Annotated in this window: 14 protein-coding genes and 1 riboswitch; of the genes, 4 read left to right on the forward strand and 10 right to left on the reverse strand. The window is 67.4% G+C overall.

Features of this window, described 5'->3' with window-relative positions:
- Nucleotide 1 precedes the first annotated feature (1 nt).
- From mdtD to BMY35_RS38365, 6 genes are all read right to left on the reverse strand, one after another.
- A complete protein-coding gene (gene mdtD / locus BMY35_RS26310) occupies nt 2–1,429 on the reverse strand; it encodes a multidrug transporter subunit MdtD (protein ID WP_093205806.1) in 1,428 nt (475 codons plus the stop codon).
- Between the two features lie 90 nt (nt 1,430–1,519).
- On the reverse strand, nt 1,520–1,885 hold the full coding sequence (gene erpA, locus BMY35_RS26315) for an iron-sulfur cluster insertion protein ErpA (RefSeq protein ID WP_007827949.1): 366 nt from the start codon (nt 1,883–1,885) through the stop codon (nt 1,520–1,522).
- A 183-nt stretch (nt 1,886–2,068) separates the two neighbouring features.
- Nucleotides 2,069–2,461: a 30S ribosomal protein S9 gene (gene rpsI, locus BMY35_RS26320; RefSeq protein ID WP_093205808.1), complete on the reverse strand. Its 393-nt coding sequence runs from the start codon at nt 2,459–2,461 to the stop codon at nt 2,069–2,071.
- 12 nt (nt 2,462–2,473) lie between these two features.
- Nucleotides 2,474–2,905 carry a 50S ribosomal protein L13 gene (gene rplM / locus BMY35_RS26325; RefSeq protein WP_093205810.1) on the reverse strand — a complete coding sequence of 144 codons (432 nt, stop codon included), beginning with the start codon at nt 2,903–2,905 and terminating at the stop codon, nt 2,474–2,476.
- 174 nt (nt 2,906–3,079) lie between these two features.
- Nucleotides 3,080–4,354, reverse strand: a complete 1,275-nt coding sequence (locus tag BMY35_RS26330) for a S1C family serine protease (protein WP_093205812.1) — start codon at nt 4,352–4,354, stop codon at nt 3,080–3,082.
- Nucleotides 4,351–4,995 carry a hypothetical protein gene (locus tag BMY35_RS38365; protein WP_218153010.1) on the reverse strand — a complete coding sequence of 215 codons (645 nt, stop codon included), beginning with the start codon at nt 4,993–4,995 and terminating at the stop codon, nt 4,351–4,353. Before BMY35_RS38365 ends, BMY35_RS26330 begins: the two co-directional genes overlap by 4 nt.
- Before the next feature lie 157 nt (nt 4,996–5,152).
- On the opposite strand from BMY35_RS38365, the gene BMY35_RS26340 reads away from it, so the two are divergent.
- Complete coding sequence (locus tag BMY35_RS26340) at nt 5,153–6,106, forward strand: 23S rRNA (adenine(2030)-N(6))-methyltransferase RlmJ (RefSeq protein ID WP_093205814.1); 954 nt, start codon at nt 5,153–5,155, stop codon at nt 6,104–6,106.
- 32 nt (nt 6,107–6,138) lie between these two features.
- Here BMY35_RS26340 and BMY35_RS26345 read toward each other — a convergent pair whose 3' ends face one another.
- From BMY35_RS26345 to ahcY, 4 genes are all read right to left on the reverse strand, one after another.
- Nucleotides 6,139–6,753, reverse strand: a complete 615-nt coding sequence (locus BMY35_RS26345) for a septal ring lytic transglycosylase RlpA family protein (protein ID WP_093205816.1) — start codon at nt 6,751–6,753, stop codon at nt 6,139–6,141.
- Between the two features lie 62 nt (nt 6,754–6,815).
- Nucleotides 6,816–7,640, reverse strand: coding sequence for a methylenetetrahydrofolate reductase [NAD(P)H] (metF, locus tag BMY35_RS26350; protein WP_093205818.1), 825 nt, complete (start codon nt 7,638–7,640; stop codon nt 6,816–6,818).
- A 10-nt stretch (nt 7,641–7,650) separates the two neighbouring features.
- Nucleotides 7,651–8,445 carry a TlyA family RNA methyltransferase gene (locus tag BMY35_RS26355; protein WP_093205820.1) on the reverse strand — a complete coding sequence of 265 codons (795 nt, stop codon included), beginning with the start codon at nt 8,443–8,445 and terminating at the stop codon, nt 7,651–7,653.
- Nucleotides 8,446–8,474: 29 nt separating this feature from the next.
- Nucleotides 8,475–9,914 carry an adenosylhomocysteinase gene (gene ahcY, locus BMY35_RS26360; RefSeq protein ID WP_093205822.1) on the reverse strand — a complete coding sequence of 480 codons (1,440 nt, stop codon included), beginning with the start codon at nt 9,912–9,914 and terminating at the stop codon, nt 8,475–8,477.
- A 67-nt stretch (nt 9,915–9,981) separates the two neighbouring features.
- Nucleotides 9,982–10,052, reverse strand: a riboswitch (S-adenosyl-L-homocysteine riboswitch).
- A gap of 176 nt (nt 10,053–10,228) precedes the next feature.
- On the opposite strand from ahcY, the gene BMY35_RS26365 reads away from it, so the two are divergent.
- The 3 genes from BMY35_RS26365 to phaP all read left to right on the forward strand — a co-directional run bounded on the left by BMY35_RS26365 (nt 10,229) and on the right by phaP (nt 13,763).
- On the forward strand, nt 10,229–12,304 hold the full coding sequence (locus BMY35_RS26365) for a hypothetical protein (RefSeq protein WP_143080732.1): 2,076 nt from the start codon (nt 10,229–10,231) through the stop codon (nt 12,302–12,304).
- A 150-nt stretch (nt 12,305–12,454) separates the two neighbouring features.
- A complete protein-coding gene (locus BMY35_RS26370) occupies nt 12,455–13,102 on the forward strand; it encodes a single stranded DNA-binding domain-containing protein (protein ID WP_093205826.1) in 648 nt (215 codons plus the stop codon).
- A 160-nt stretch (nt 13,103–13,262) separates the two neighbouring features.
- A complete protein-coding gene (gene phaP / locus BMY35_RS26375; RefSeq protein ID WP_093205828.1) occupies nt 13,263–13,763 on the forward strand; it encodes a TIGR01841 family phasin in 501 nt (166 codons plus the stop codon).
- Nucleotides 13,764–13,772: the final 9 nt, after the last annotated feature.

A 13,772-nucleotide genomic window follows, 5' to 3' on the forward strand; every position in this document is an offset into this window, starting at 1 on the left:
ATCAGCCCTGGCCGGAAACCTCCGGCTGCGCCGGGTGCGGCGCGCGCACCTCTGATGGCAGATGCCAGAAGATCAGAGCAGAAGCCACCGTGATGAGCCCCATGCTCGCAAAGGTGGCCTGGAAGGCGTCCAGCGTGTGTGCCGGCGTATCCGTGCCGAAGATGCCGTTGTAGCCTGCCAGCACGGCGCCCGCGGCGGCCACGCCCATGCTCATGGCCAGCATCTGCACCATCGACAGCAGGCTGTTGCCGCTGCTGGCCATGCTGCCGTCCAGGTCCTTCAGCGTGATGGTGTTCATGGCTGTGAACTGCAACGAATTGACCGCGCCGAAGGCCAGCAGCTGCAGCAGGTGCAGCGCCATCGGCTGGCCAGGCGCCGTGAGCCCGAAGCTCGCCATGGTGCAGCCCACGAGGATGGTGTTGACCACCAGCACCCTGCGATAGCCATGGCGGGTGATCAGCGGCGTGGCGAAGCGCTTCATGGCCATGCCGGCCAGCGCGATCGGCAACATCATCAGCCCGGCATGCACCGGCGAGTAGCCCATCGACACCTGCAGCAGCAACGGCACCAGGAACGGCATGCAACTGCTGCCCAGCCGGGAGAACAGGTTGCCGATCAGGCCGATGCTGAGTGTCGGCACATGGAAGAGCGACGGCGAGAAAAGCGGCTCGGGCGTGCGCGCGGCGCGCAACCAGTAGGCGACGATGCTGGCGAAGCCGAAGATCAGCACGACCATCACGCCGCCCTGGCGCAGGCCCACGCCGTCCAGCGCAAGCGAGATCGCCACCATGCCGAAGGCCAGCAGGGCGTAGCCCACGCTGTCGAAGCGCTTGAGCACCACGCCGCGCAAGTCGGGCATGTACCTGAGCGTGGCGATGCAGCCGGCCAGCCCCACGGGCACGTTGATCAGGAAGATCCAGTGCCAGGAGGCGTACTGCACCAGCCATCCGCCCAGCGTGGGGCCCAGCAGGGGGCCTATGAGCCCCGGAATGGCCACGAAGCTCATCGCCTGGAGGAACTCCCCGCGCGGCACCGTGCGCAGCAGCGACAGCCGCCCCACGGGCAGCAGCAGCGCCCCGCCGAGCCCCTGCACCACGCGCGCCGCCACCAGCTGGCCCAGGCTGTGCGACAGCGCGCACAGCACCGAGCCCAGCGCGAACAGCACGATGGCCGAGAAGAAGACGCGGCGCGTGCCGAAGCGGTCGGCGATCCAGCCCGAGGCGGGGATCAGCATCGCCATGGTCAGCGCATAGGCCACCACCACCGACTGCATGCGCAGCGGGCTCTCGCCGAGGCTCGCTGCCATCGCCGGCAGAGCCGTGTTGATGATGGTGGCGTCGAGCGTCTGCATGAAGAAGCCGACGGCGACCAGCCAGAGCAGGCTCTTGCGGACGGGATTGGCGGCGGCGGCTTCGGCCTCGGATGTCATTGGGGGCAGGCAGGAAAAACGGCGGGAATGAAAAAGCCGCCCGGAGGCGGCTTTTTCAGAGGGGCTGGGTGAGCAGCATTCGGCGGGAGATCAGGCCGAGAAGCTCGATCCGCAACCGCAGGTGCTGGTGGCGTTCGGGTTCTTGATCACGAACTGGGCGCCCTGCAGGTCTTCCTTGTAGTCGATCTCGGCGCCGACCAGGTACTGGTAGCTCATGGCGTCGATCAGCAGCGACACACCGTTCTTGGTCATGGTGGTGTCGTCTTCGTTGGTGATTTCGTCGAAGGTGAAACCGTACTGGAAGCCGGAGCAACCGCCGCCCTGCACGAACACGCGCAACTTGAGGTCGGGGTTGCCTTCTTCGGCGATCAGGTCGGCCACCTTGGCTGCCGCGCTGTCGGTGAAGACGATCGGCTCGGGCATCTGGGTCTGGATGTTTTCGGCTACGGCGCTCATGGACTGATAACTCCTTGGGGGGCCGGATGTGCGGCCAATGAAACGAATCCTACTGCAATGACGCAATCTCGGCAGGCCGGTACAGGCGCGCACCCCATTGCAAGTGGGGTCGGAGCGCCCACCGCCAAGGGCGTTCCAATGAAAAAGCCGCCCGAAGGCGGCTTCTTCCTCGCAATAAGCGGATCAGCGCTTGCTGAACTGCTTGCGACGACGGGCGGAGTGCAGACCGACCTTCTTACGCTCGACTTCACGTGCATCGCGCGTGACGTAGCCAGCCTGGCTCAGCACCGACTTCAGTGCTGCGTCGTAGTCGATCAGCGCACGGGTGATGCCGTGGCGCGTAGCGCCGGCTTGACCCGATTCGCCACCGCCGTGCACGTTGACCATCACGTCGAAGGTTTCGAGGTTGTTGGTCAGCGCGAGGGGTTGCTTCGCGATCATGATCGAGGTTTCGCGGCCGAAGAACTCTTGAATGTCCTTGCCGTTGACCGTGATCTTGCCCGAGCCCTTTTTCAGAAACACGCGGGCGACGCTGGATTTGCGACGGCCGGTGCCATTGTTCCATTCACCAATCATTCTCAAGGCTCCTTACAGTTCCAGCACTTTGGGCTGTTGGGCGGTATGCGGGTGCTCAGCGCCACCGTACACCTTGAGTTTCTTGATCATTGCGTAACCGAGCGGGCCCTTGGGCAGCATGCCCTTGACAGCCTTTTCCAGGGCGCGGCCCGGGTGCTTGTTCTGCATGTCGCGGAAGTTGGTCGCCGTGATGCCGCCCGGGTAGCCCGAATGACGGTAGTACACCTTGTCGATGGACTTGGCGCCGGTGACGCGCAGTTGCGATGCGTTGATGATGACGATGAAGTCACCGGTATCGACGTGAGGCGTGTAAATGGCCTTGTGTTTGCCGCGCAAACGGAGAGCAACTTCGCTGGCTACTCGTCCGAGGACCTTGTCGGTCGCGTCAATCACAAACCACTCGTGCGTCACGTCAGCGGGCTTGGCGCTGAACGTTTTGGTCATGAGTTTTCTCTTGAAAAGAGGGTTTGGCGGGCCCTTTTCCACGGTCGGCGTTCCTCTGGCGGGAATCTCTTAGGTGGGTTTGAAGTCTTCGCCGCGGGGCCACAAAAACGCTGCGAAGCCCGCGATTATATGAAGAAACGGCCAAATGGCCAATTTCCGGACCTCGGACCGTTTTCAGCGCTGGATGCGGACAAGCTCCAGGGCCTCATTCGTCGCGCTGGAGTTGCCGCGCCGATGTTCGCCCTCGAACCGAACGATCCGGCCAAGTTCGGGGCTATAGAGGGCCGAGCCAACGAAGCGCGTGCCGACGAGAGAAGCGCCGGTCCCGTAGGAGGCATAGATCCACCCCTCGTAACCGATGCGCAGCACATTGAGCTCCACGCCTCCCACCCGGAACGGGCGCTCTCCACCGACCGTCACGTCCAGTTCGTGCCGCAGCCTGTCTCCGCTTGCAGCGATGTAGTCGAGATGCCAGCGCATGCCGGGCTGCATGCCCTTCCGGGCCCATCCCCCAGGAGGCGACGAAGTGTCGAACATGCCGCCAGCCGGTGATGTGACGGACACGACTTCCCCGCCGGCCTTCTCGATGCGCCCTCCCATGTTGAACGACAGCTCATCGCCATTGACTTTGTCCAACCGATAGACCACCGGCGACCGGTTACCCGTCAACTTGTCAATCCGCACGTATTCAAGGGCGTCCCCAGGCCGCAGAGGCTCGTTCAGCGGCACTTCGACTCCGGGCACCCGCCGCACCGACGACCCGCCGGGCTCACGGGCTCGGGCCTCCAGCATCGCCTTGGCCCGCATCGGCAGCTCCGCCAGGAACTCGACCGGCATCGCGAAATTGAGGCTGCCGCCATCGCGAGCGGCAAAGCTGGTGATGCCGAGCAGGCGCCCCTCGCTGTCGAACAGCCCGCCGCCGCTCGAACCGGGCGAGATCGCCGCGGTGGTCTGCAGCAGCCGCGCTTCCGACTCGCCGCCACCGCCGCCGCGCAGGCCCGACAGCAGCCCCTCGCTGAGGGTGTTTTCCAGCCCGCGCGGGTTGCCGATGGCATACACCCGTTGCCCCACGCGCGCGCTGCCCGCAGGCGCCAGCACGACCGGAGGCGCCGTGAAATTGGCCACCTTGATCTGGCACAGGTCGCGCGCCGGGTCCGGAAACTCCAGAGTCGCCCCGAAGGTGACGTTGTCCTGCTTGACGACGAAGCTGCTCGCCTTGGCCAGCACGTGGCAGTTGGTCACGAGGCGGCCGGGCGCGATCACCACCGCGCTGCCGGCGCGCAGGGGGCGCTCCTGGGCGTCGAAGGTACGAACCGACCAGACGCTGCCCGATACCTTGTTGAACAGCGCGTCCGGCTCCAGCGCAGCGGCCGTGCCCGCCGCCAGGGCCAGGCCCAGGAACGCGGATGCCGCACGCAGCGGCCAAGCTCTCATCCGCAGACCGCTCATGGCTTGCCCGGCAGCAAGCCGTTCAGGTCGTCCATCGAAACGCGCGTTTCGGGCCTGGATTGCGACGAAGGTGGAGGGGGCGCCAGGGCCTGGCTCGGCGACGGAGCCACGGGTGCGGCAGGCGCGACCACCTTGACAGGCGCCGGTTCCGGCGCCGGCACTACAGGCACCGGGCGCGGCTCCTCAGGCGGCTTCACTGCCACGGCCTTCGGCGGCGCCACCGGCTGCGCTGCAACCATCTCGGTCGTCCCGATCCGGACACCGGCCGTCGGCCCTTCGCCCGTCTGCGCGCTACGGTCGATGCTCCGCACCTCCCCGAAAATCAGCTGGATCCAGCTCGGATAGTTGTAGCCCGCCGCCGTGCTGGCGTCGACCACGGCGCCGATCATGCCGCCGATCAGGATGTTGCCCGCCATGCCCACGTTGGCACGCGAAACGGCCTGTCCGTGGGCCGGCGCGAAGCCGGGCTGGCTGCATTCGATAGTGAGATTGGCACCCGAGCGCCGGACCGGCACGGTGTCGCCGGAGCGCATGACCAGGTCGTTGCGATCGTTGGTGATCAGGCATTTCGCGCCATCGACCACCTTGCCCGCCGCCGTCATCGTCTCGATCTTCACGTTCTGCGTGGTGCCATGCGTCACCGATGCACAGCCCGTCAGAATAGACAGAACACCCGCGCCTGCGCACAGGCCCCAAAATCGCCATCCGACTCCTCGCATCTGCACCCTCTTTTTGTAAACCGATGTTGCGGCGCGAGAGTCTAGCGTTCCAACTCTCATTCTTCAGGCACTATTTCTCATGTTCAGTTACCGCCACGCCTTCCATGCCGGCAACCACGCCGACGTGCTCAAGCACACGGTGCTGATTGCCACGCTCGACCACCTGCTCGAAAAAGAAGCAGCCCTGACGGTCGTAGACACCCATGCCGGTGCCGGCCTCTACCGGCTGGACGGCGACTACGCCGGCACCAGCGGCGAGGCGGCCGACGGCATCCTGCGCCTTCTTTCGGACAAGAAAGAGCCCGCTACTCCTGCCCCCACGGCGAAATCCGCTACCAAAAAGGTAGCAGCCGAAGCCGAGGCCCCATTGGCCGACGCCGTCGCCCGCTACCTGAGCGTGGTCCAGGACTTCAACCCCAAGGGCGGCGCCCGCGTCTATCCCGGCTCGCCGTTCATCGTGCAGCACTTGCTGCGCGACCACGACAAGCTCAAGCTGTTCGAGCTGCACCCCACCGACGCACGCACGCTGGACGCCAACATCGCCCAGCTCGAGGCCGGCCGTCAGATCACCGTCCTGCGCGAGGACGGCTTCGGCAGCGCCACCAAGTTCCTGCCGCCGCCGTCGCGCCGCGCGCTGGTGTTGATGGACCCCAGCTACGAGATGAAGACCGACTACGGCCGCGTGCTCGACTTCATGGCCGAGGCGCTCAAGCGCTTCGCCACCGGCACCTACGCGGTCTGGTATCCGATCATTCCGCGCCCCGAGGCGCACGACCTGCCGCGCCGGCTCAAGACCATGGCGACCAAGGCCGGCAAGTCGTGGCTGCATGCCACGCTGACGGTCAAGTCCAGCAAGATCACCAAGGACGCCGCCTCGGGCGAGACCCATCGGCCGGGGCTGCCGGCCAGCGGCATGTTCCTGATCAATCCGCCGTACACGCTGAAGCCGCTGCTGGCGGCCGCGCTGCCGCAACTGGTGCAGCGCCTGGGCCAGGACCGCAACGCCGCGTTCTCGCTCGATTCGGACGGCTGAGCAAGCCGCCCTCCCCGCATCTGCTTGCCTGCTTACTTGCGGCGACGGGGCGGCACAGCCGCCTTGCGCCGCGCCGGAGCCGGCGTACGCGCGCGTTGCTGCTGCGGCTCGCTCGAGGCCGCCGGTGCCGCCGCATCGCTGGCCTCGACCTGCAGGCCGCCGCAGCGCATGCCGTCGCGGTCGATCACCGTCAGCGCCACCTGCTTGATGCCCAGCCCCGTGAGGCCGATCCGGTCGGCCGCCGCGCGGCTCAGGTCGATCACACGGCCCGCCGCGTAGGGGCCGCGGTCGTTGATGCGCACCAGCACCTCGCTGCCGTTGACGAGGCTGCGAACGCACACGCGCGTGTTGAAGGGAAGGGTCTTGTGCGCCGCCGTCATGGCGGTCATGTCGAAGCGCTCGCCGCTGGCGGTCTTGCGCTGATGGAACTGGATGCCGTACCAGGAGGCTCCGCCGCGCTCGAAGATCTCGCGCGGCCCGTCGTCGGGCACGCCGTCGTCCGGGGCCTGCTCGCCGGTGCCGGAGACGGCGAGGTCATAGCGCACCGCCGGCACGCTGGAGCGCGCGGCCGCGCCCGGGGGCACCGCGATGGCGCGAGGCAGGGGCAGCAATTTCGCGTTGCCCTCGGCGTCGGTCGCAGGCGGCATCGCGCATCCCGCGAGAACGCAAGTCGCCGCGACGAGCGCCGCCCGAAGCCCCGCGCGCCCTCTCAATCGAGGCGCTCCAGCACAGCCAGCGTGGCCGCCGACTGGTTCATCGTGTAGAAGTGCAGCGCCGGGGCGCCGCCTTCCTGCAGGCGCTCGCACAGGTCGGTGACCACGTCGAGGCCGAAGGCCTTGATCGACGCCGTGTCGTCGCCGAAGCTCTGCAGCCGCAGGCGGATCCAGCGCGGGATCTCGGCGCCGCAGGCGTCCGAGAAGCGCATGAGCTGCGTCGAGCTCGTGATCGGCATGATGCCCGGCACGATCGGCGTGTCGAGCCCCAGCTTGCGCACGTCGTCGACGAAGCGGAAGTAGGCCTCTGGGCTGAAGAAGTACTGCGTGATCGCCGAATCGGCGCCCGCCTTCACCTTGGCGGCGAAGGCCTGCAGGTCGGCCTCGGGCGAACGGGCCTGCGGATGGATCTCGGGGTAGCAGGCCACCTCGATGTGGAAGTCGCGCCCCGTCTCCTCGCGGATGAAGCCCACCAGATCGCTCGCGTACTGGAACTCGCCGCCGATGCCGTAGCCGCTGGGCAGGTCGCCGCGCAGGGCCACGAGGCGCTTGACGCCCATGGCCTTCAGCTCGGCGAGCTGCTCGCGCACCGTGGCGCGCGTGGCGCCGATGCACGAGAAGTGGCTCGCGGCGTCCACGCCCTCGGACAGGATCTCCTGCACCGCACCGAAGGTGCCCTGGTGCGTGGAGCCGCCCGCGCCGTACGTGACCGAGCAGAACTGCGGCTTGCGCGCATACAGCTGCTGGCGCACCGCGCGCAGCTTGACCGCGCCTTCGGGCGTCTTGGTCGGGAAGAATTCGAAACTCAACGGAAGGCGCACCTGCGTCTCCTTAGGAACCGTTCGCGTGAACAGCGTGAACAGCGCGAACGGCGTGAATGAAAAACTCGCGGTTGCCGTCGCCCCCGGCGATCGGGCTGTCGAACCATTGCAGCACCCGCAGGCCGAGCGCCTCGCAGGCATCGCGCAGGCGCTTCTCGACCACCGCATACAGCGACTCGTCGCGCACGATGCCGCCCTTGCCGACCTGGCCGGGCTGCAGCTCGAACTGCGGCTTGACCAGCATCAGCAGGCGCCCATCGTCCGCCATGAATCCGACGACCGCCGGCAGCACCAGCGTGAGCGAGATGAACGACAGGTCGCCAACGATCAGGTCGAAGCGTGGGGCACTTTCATCGCCCTCTTCGCCCAGGTCATCGGCCGACAGCGCGCGCGCATTGACGCCCTCGATGGCGACGACGCGTTCGTCCTCGCGCAGCCGCGCGTGCAGCTGCCCATGGCCGACGTCGATGCCCACCACCTTCGCCGCGCCGCGCTGCAGCAGGCAGTCGGTGAAGCCGCCGGTCGACTGGCCCACGTCGAGGCACAGCCTGCCGGCCGGGTCGATGCCGCTCGCCGCAAGCGCGCCCTCGAGCTTGAGGCCGCCGCGCGAGACATAGCGCGCCTCGGCGGCGTCGAGCAACTCGAGCTCGGCGGATTCGGGCACGTCGTCCTTGTTCTTGACGACGGTACGCCACGCGTCGCTGGTGCCCGCGTCGCGCCAGCGCAGGCCGCCGGCAATGAGCCGCACCGCCTGCGAACGCGACGCGGCCAGGCCGCGCTCCACCAGCAACTGATCGGCGCGCACGCGCTGCTGCCTGTCGCCTGCCTGCCCGCTCAGTAGCGGTAGGTGTCCGGCTTGTACGGACCGTTCTTGTCCACGCCGATGTAGGCGGCCTGGGTGTCGGTCAGCTCGGTGAGCATGGCGCCGACCTTCTTCAGGTGCAGGCGCGCGACCTTCTCGTCGAGGTGCTTGGGCAGCACGTAGACCTTGCCGGCCTGGTAGGCGTCGGGCTTGGTGAACAGCTCGATCTGGGCGATGGTCTGGTTCGCGAACGACGACGACATCACGAAGCTCGGGTGGCCCGTGCCGCAGCCCAGGTTCACGAGGCGGCCCTTGGCCAGCAGGATGATCTTCTTGCCGTCGGGGAACTTGATGTGGTCGACCTGCGGCTTGATCTCTTCCCACTCGTACTTCTCGATCGAAGCGACGTCGATCTCGTTGTCGAAGTGGCCGATGTTGCAGACGATGGCCTGGTCCTTCATGGCGGCCATGTGCTCGTGGCGGATCACGTCGCGGTTGCCGGTGGTGGTCACGAAGATGTCGGCCTTGTCGGCGGCGTATTCCATCGTCACGACCTTGTAGCCTTCCATGGCGGCCTGCAGCGCGTTGATCGGGTCGATCTCGGTCACCCACACCTGCGCCGACAACGCGCGCAGAGCCTGGGCCGAGCCCTTGCCCACGTCGCCGTAGCCGGCCACCAGCGCCACCTTGCCGGCGATCATCACGTCGGTCGCGCGCTTGATGCCGTCCACCAGCGACTCGCGGCAGCCGTACAGGTTGTCGAACTTGCTCTTGGTGACCGAGTCGTTCACGTTGATCGCGCGGAACAGTAACGTGCCCTTGGCGGACATCTCGTTCAGGCGGTGCACGCCGGTGGTGGTTTCTTCGGTCACGCCGATGATCTCGGCCGACTTGCGGGTGTACCAGGTGCCGTCGACAGCCAGCTTGGCCTTGATGGCGGCGTAGAGGATGCGCTCTTCCTCGCTGGTCGGGTTCGCGAGCACGCTCTGGTCCTTCTCGGCGCGCTGGCCCAGGTGCATCAGCAGCGTGGCGTCGCCGCCGTCGTCCAGGATCATGTTCGGGCCTTCGCCCTTCGAGTCCTTGGGACCGAAGTCGAAGATGGCGTGGGTGTAGTCCCAGTAGTCCTTCAGCGACTCGCCCTTGATCGCGAACACCGGCGTGCCGGCGGCGGCGATGGCTGCGGCGGCGTGGTCCTGCGTCGAGAAGATGTTGCACGATGCCCAGCGCACTTGCGCGCCCAGCGCCTGCAGCGTCTCGATCAGCACGGCCGTCTGGATCGTCATGTGCAGCGAGCCGGTGATGCGCGCGCCCTTCAGCGGCTGCGACTTCGAGAACTCCTCGCGGATGGCCATCAGGCCGGGCATCTCGGTTTCGGCGATCCTGATTTCCTTGCGGCCCCAGGCGGCGAGGGACAGGTCGGCGATCGCCTGGTCGGCGGTCGAAACGGGGGTGGGCTTGAGAACAGCGCTCATGGGAACTCCAACAAAACTGGTTTGAAAGATGCCGCCGGATACGGGGAAAAAGGCTCACCGCAAGAACAGCGGGTGAGCGTCGTTGCTATATGTGGTCCGAGCCTCACGCCTGACGGCGCTGCAACGCTCCTCGGAGGGGCGGATTGTAGTCGCCGCGGCCGTCCGCGCCAATGCTGCGGGATTCGGCCGGGCATCGGCTGACATCCGCCAGCCTCGGCGTTGCATTGACCTCTGGTTACGATTTCCCACGGGCCAGGTTCAGGAGCCAGCCGGCTCGCTGCAGGGCCCGTTCTGAAAACAAGAGGGAACAACACATGAGGATGACAAGGTATCTCGCAAGCCTGAGCATGGCCGCCCTGCTGGCGGCCTGCGGAGGAGGAGGCGGCGGCAGCTCCGGCGGCCTGTCGCTGTCGGCAGGCGGCAGCTCCAAGCAGGAAGCCCAGGCCACCAAGACCCTGACCACGCCCGACGTGCGCAACGGCAGCTACCGCGTCTACGCGGCCAACGGAACACAGCAGCAGCTCTCGGTCGACTTCGACGCCGGCAGCTACACGATGACGGACAACCTCGGCGTGCCCGAGTCCGGCACCTTCGCCGAGGACTTCACCGAGCCGGGCACCTACGTGTTCGCCAGCAGCCGCATCACCACCGCGGCCAACACCTCGCGCTTCCGGGTGACGAGCGACGCCCTCGTCGGCGCGTTCCCGTTCCAGACCGCGTACTCGAGCCCCGCCGCGTATGCCGCGCAGCCCTTCGTGGCGGCGCGCGATTTCGTCACCACCGCGGCACTGCTGGACGGCACCTACAACCGCTTCAGCGTCACGCGCAGCCCCGGCGGCGCGCAGGACTCGTCGATCCTCTCGATGCGCCTGTCGGGCAGCGGCACGGTGCTGGAGTTCTGCAACGACGCGATCATCTACAAGATCGACCTCTGCCCCGCCGCCTCGAAGCGCACCTACGCGGTCACGGCCGGCACCGACGACGCCTGGGTCGCCACCAACGTTGCCAACAGCAGCGACGTCGCCAACTTCCGCGTTGCGCGCATCGGCGGCCAGAACGTGTACCTCGGCGGGGGCGTCAGCGTCTCGCCGGCCCAGCAGTTCATGCGCATCGCCCTGCCCGAGTCTTCGAGCTGGCCGACTACGCGCGGCATCGGCTCGTCGACCACGGGCAGCTGGGGCACGAACCTGATCGACACCGCGAGCTCGGTGCGCACCTCCACCGGCACGGACGACACCTACGGAACGCTGACGATGCCGGTGGACAGCACCGCCTACGCGAACCAGCCCCTGGGCATCCGCGGCGTCAACATGAGCGGCGCGAGCAAATACTTCGCGATGCAGGGCGGCGAGCTTTCGGTACTGGTCGGCGCGCGCAGCAACACCGCCACGCAGGGCTACATCCAGCTCAACCTGATCGACACCGGCGCCGCACCCGATGCACGCAACGGCCGCTACAAGGTCTACGCCACCAACGGCTCGCGGCAGACGCTGGCCCTGAACCTCGACAGCAAGCGCTACGAGATGACCGACGGCGCCGGCACCGTCGCCTCGGGCAGCTTCGCCGAGGACACGGCTGAGGCCGGCAGCTTCGTCTTCGCGAGCAGCCGCATCACGAGCACGGCGAACACGGCGCGCTTCCGCTTCGCGACGGACACGGTGGTCGGCTCGTTCCCGTTCGCGGTCGCGCAGGTCACGCCGGAGAGCTATGCCGTGCGGCCCTTCGTGGCATCGCGCGCGCTGGTGAAGACGCAGAGTGCGCTCGACGGCACCTACAACCGCCTGGGCATCAACCTGACGGCCACCGCCGGCGACTCGTCGATCACGCAGATCCAGATCGCCAGCGGCGGCACGGTGCTCTACCTGTGCAACGACAACGTGGTCTACCGCATCGACACCTGCCCGGCGGCCTCCGTGCTGACCTACACCGTATCGGCCGGCACGACCGTGGACACCTGGCGCATCGTGAACGTGGCCAATCCGTCGGACAACGGCAGCTTCGCGATCGCACGCGTCGGCAGCGAGAACATCTACCTCTCGGCCGGCATCGTGCCGTCCACGCCCACGAGGTCTGTGTTCCGCATCGGCCTGCCGGAGCGCGCGACATGGCCCACCGTCACGGCGCACGGCGGCGCCACCAGCGGCAGCTGGGGCAGCACTGGCGTCGACGCCTCCAGCTACGCGCGCACGCAGACGCTGCCCGACGGCACCAGCGCCACGCTCAACGCGAGCCTGGGCACCATGGGCACGAACGGCCCCGTCAACATGCGCGCCGCCACTTTCGCCGGCCCGGCATACCACTTCGCCAGCCAGAGCAGCAAGCTCTTCGCGATGGTCGGCTCGCGCAACCCGGCCACGGCCGGCGCGATGGAGATCGACCTGATCGACTGAAGCCGCGGGCGCCTCGCCCGCAAGGCCGCCTGCCGCGCAAGACCGCGTGGCATGCGGCCTTTTTTCTTGCTCATTCAGGCCTAAGACGGCCGCCTGCACGTTTCGCCGCCGGGACGTACATTGGCCAGCCCCACCGTCCCGAAAGCCACCATGCCGATTCCTTCGTCCAGCGCGTCCAGGACTCCCCTGCTCGCCGCCGTTGCCGCCCTTTGCCTGACAGCCGCCCTGCCGACCGTCGCCTCGGCCCAGAACGCCGAAACCGTCCGCATCCGCGGCACCCTCGTGCGCGTGGACGCCAGCACCCTCGTGGTGCAGGACCGCGGCGGCGAGGTCGTCTCGCTCGCACGTCCGGCCGACCTGGCCGTCTCCGAGGTCTACCCGATCAAGCTGTCCGCCATCAAGCGCGGCAGCTTCATCGGCACCGCCGCCATGCCACAGCCCGACGGCACGCAGAAGGCGCTCGAAGTGGTGGTGTTTCCCGAGGCGGCGCGCGGCACCGGCGAAGGGCATCGGCCCTGGGACCTGCTGCCGCAGAGCACGATGACCAACGCCACCGTCGCCGACCTGGCCGCGGCGCCGAAGTCGGTGCGCGGCGGCCAGCAGCTGCACCTGACCTACAAGGGCGGCGAGAAGACCATCATCGTGCCGCCCGACGTGCCGGTGGTCACCTTCCGCCCCGGCACCGATGCGCTGCTGGTGCCCGGCGCCCGCGTGCTAGTCAACGCGCAGGAGAAGAACGGCACGCCCACGGCGCTGCGCGTGACGGCCGGGCGCAACGGCTTCGCGCCGCCGATGTAGGCGAGGCCGCGAGCGGGAGGCCCGGCGGGCATCCAAGGGAAATCCCGCAGGCAATTTTGTCGTTGCGGCGCTCCGGCGCGGCGTATCGTGGCGAGGGATTTTTGCCGTCAGGCTTGGTCCCCGCCATCCACACGTCCAACGTCACAGGAGATTCCGCACCATGGCCACTGCCAAGAAAGCCGCCGCGAAGAAGACCACCGCCAGCAGTAGCAGCAGCACCTCCAGCGCGAAGAAGGCGGCACCGAACGCCGCGGACATGCTCAATCCGCTGAAAGGCATGGCCGACAGGCTGCAGAACCTCAACCTGACCGGCGGCGCCGGCAAGCTGCTGGAGAGCGGCCGCAAGGACCTGGCGGCGCTGATGCAGGCCAACGAGAAGTCCTACCAGGGCCTGCAGACCGTCGTGGCGCGGCAGACAGAGATGATCAAGAGCGCCATTTCCGAGTGGCAGGCCGCCGCCAAGGAAATGCCCGGCAAGGACCCGAAGGAAAACCTCGCCAAGCTCGACGAGCTCGGCCGCCAGTCGTTCCAGCGCGCGATCGACGACATCAAGGAGCTGGCCAATCTCGCGGCCAAGTCGCAGGCCGACGCCTTCGACGTGGTGCGCCAGCGCATCCAGGCCAACGTGGACGAAGTGACGAAGCTGCTGCAGCGCAAGTAAGAGCCCGCA

The organism is Variovorax sp. YR750, assembly GCF_900109805.1.
GTDB lineage: Bacteria > Pseudomonadota > Gammaproteobacteria > Burkholderiales > Burkholderiaceae_C > Variovorax > Variovorax gossypii.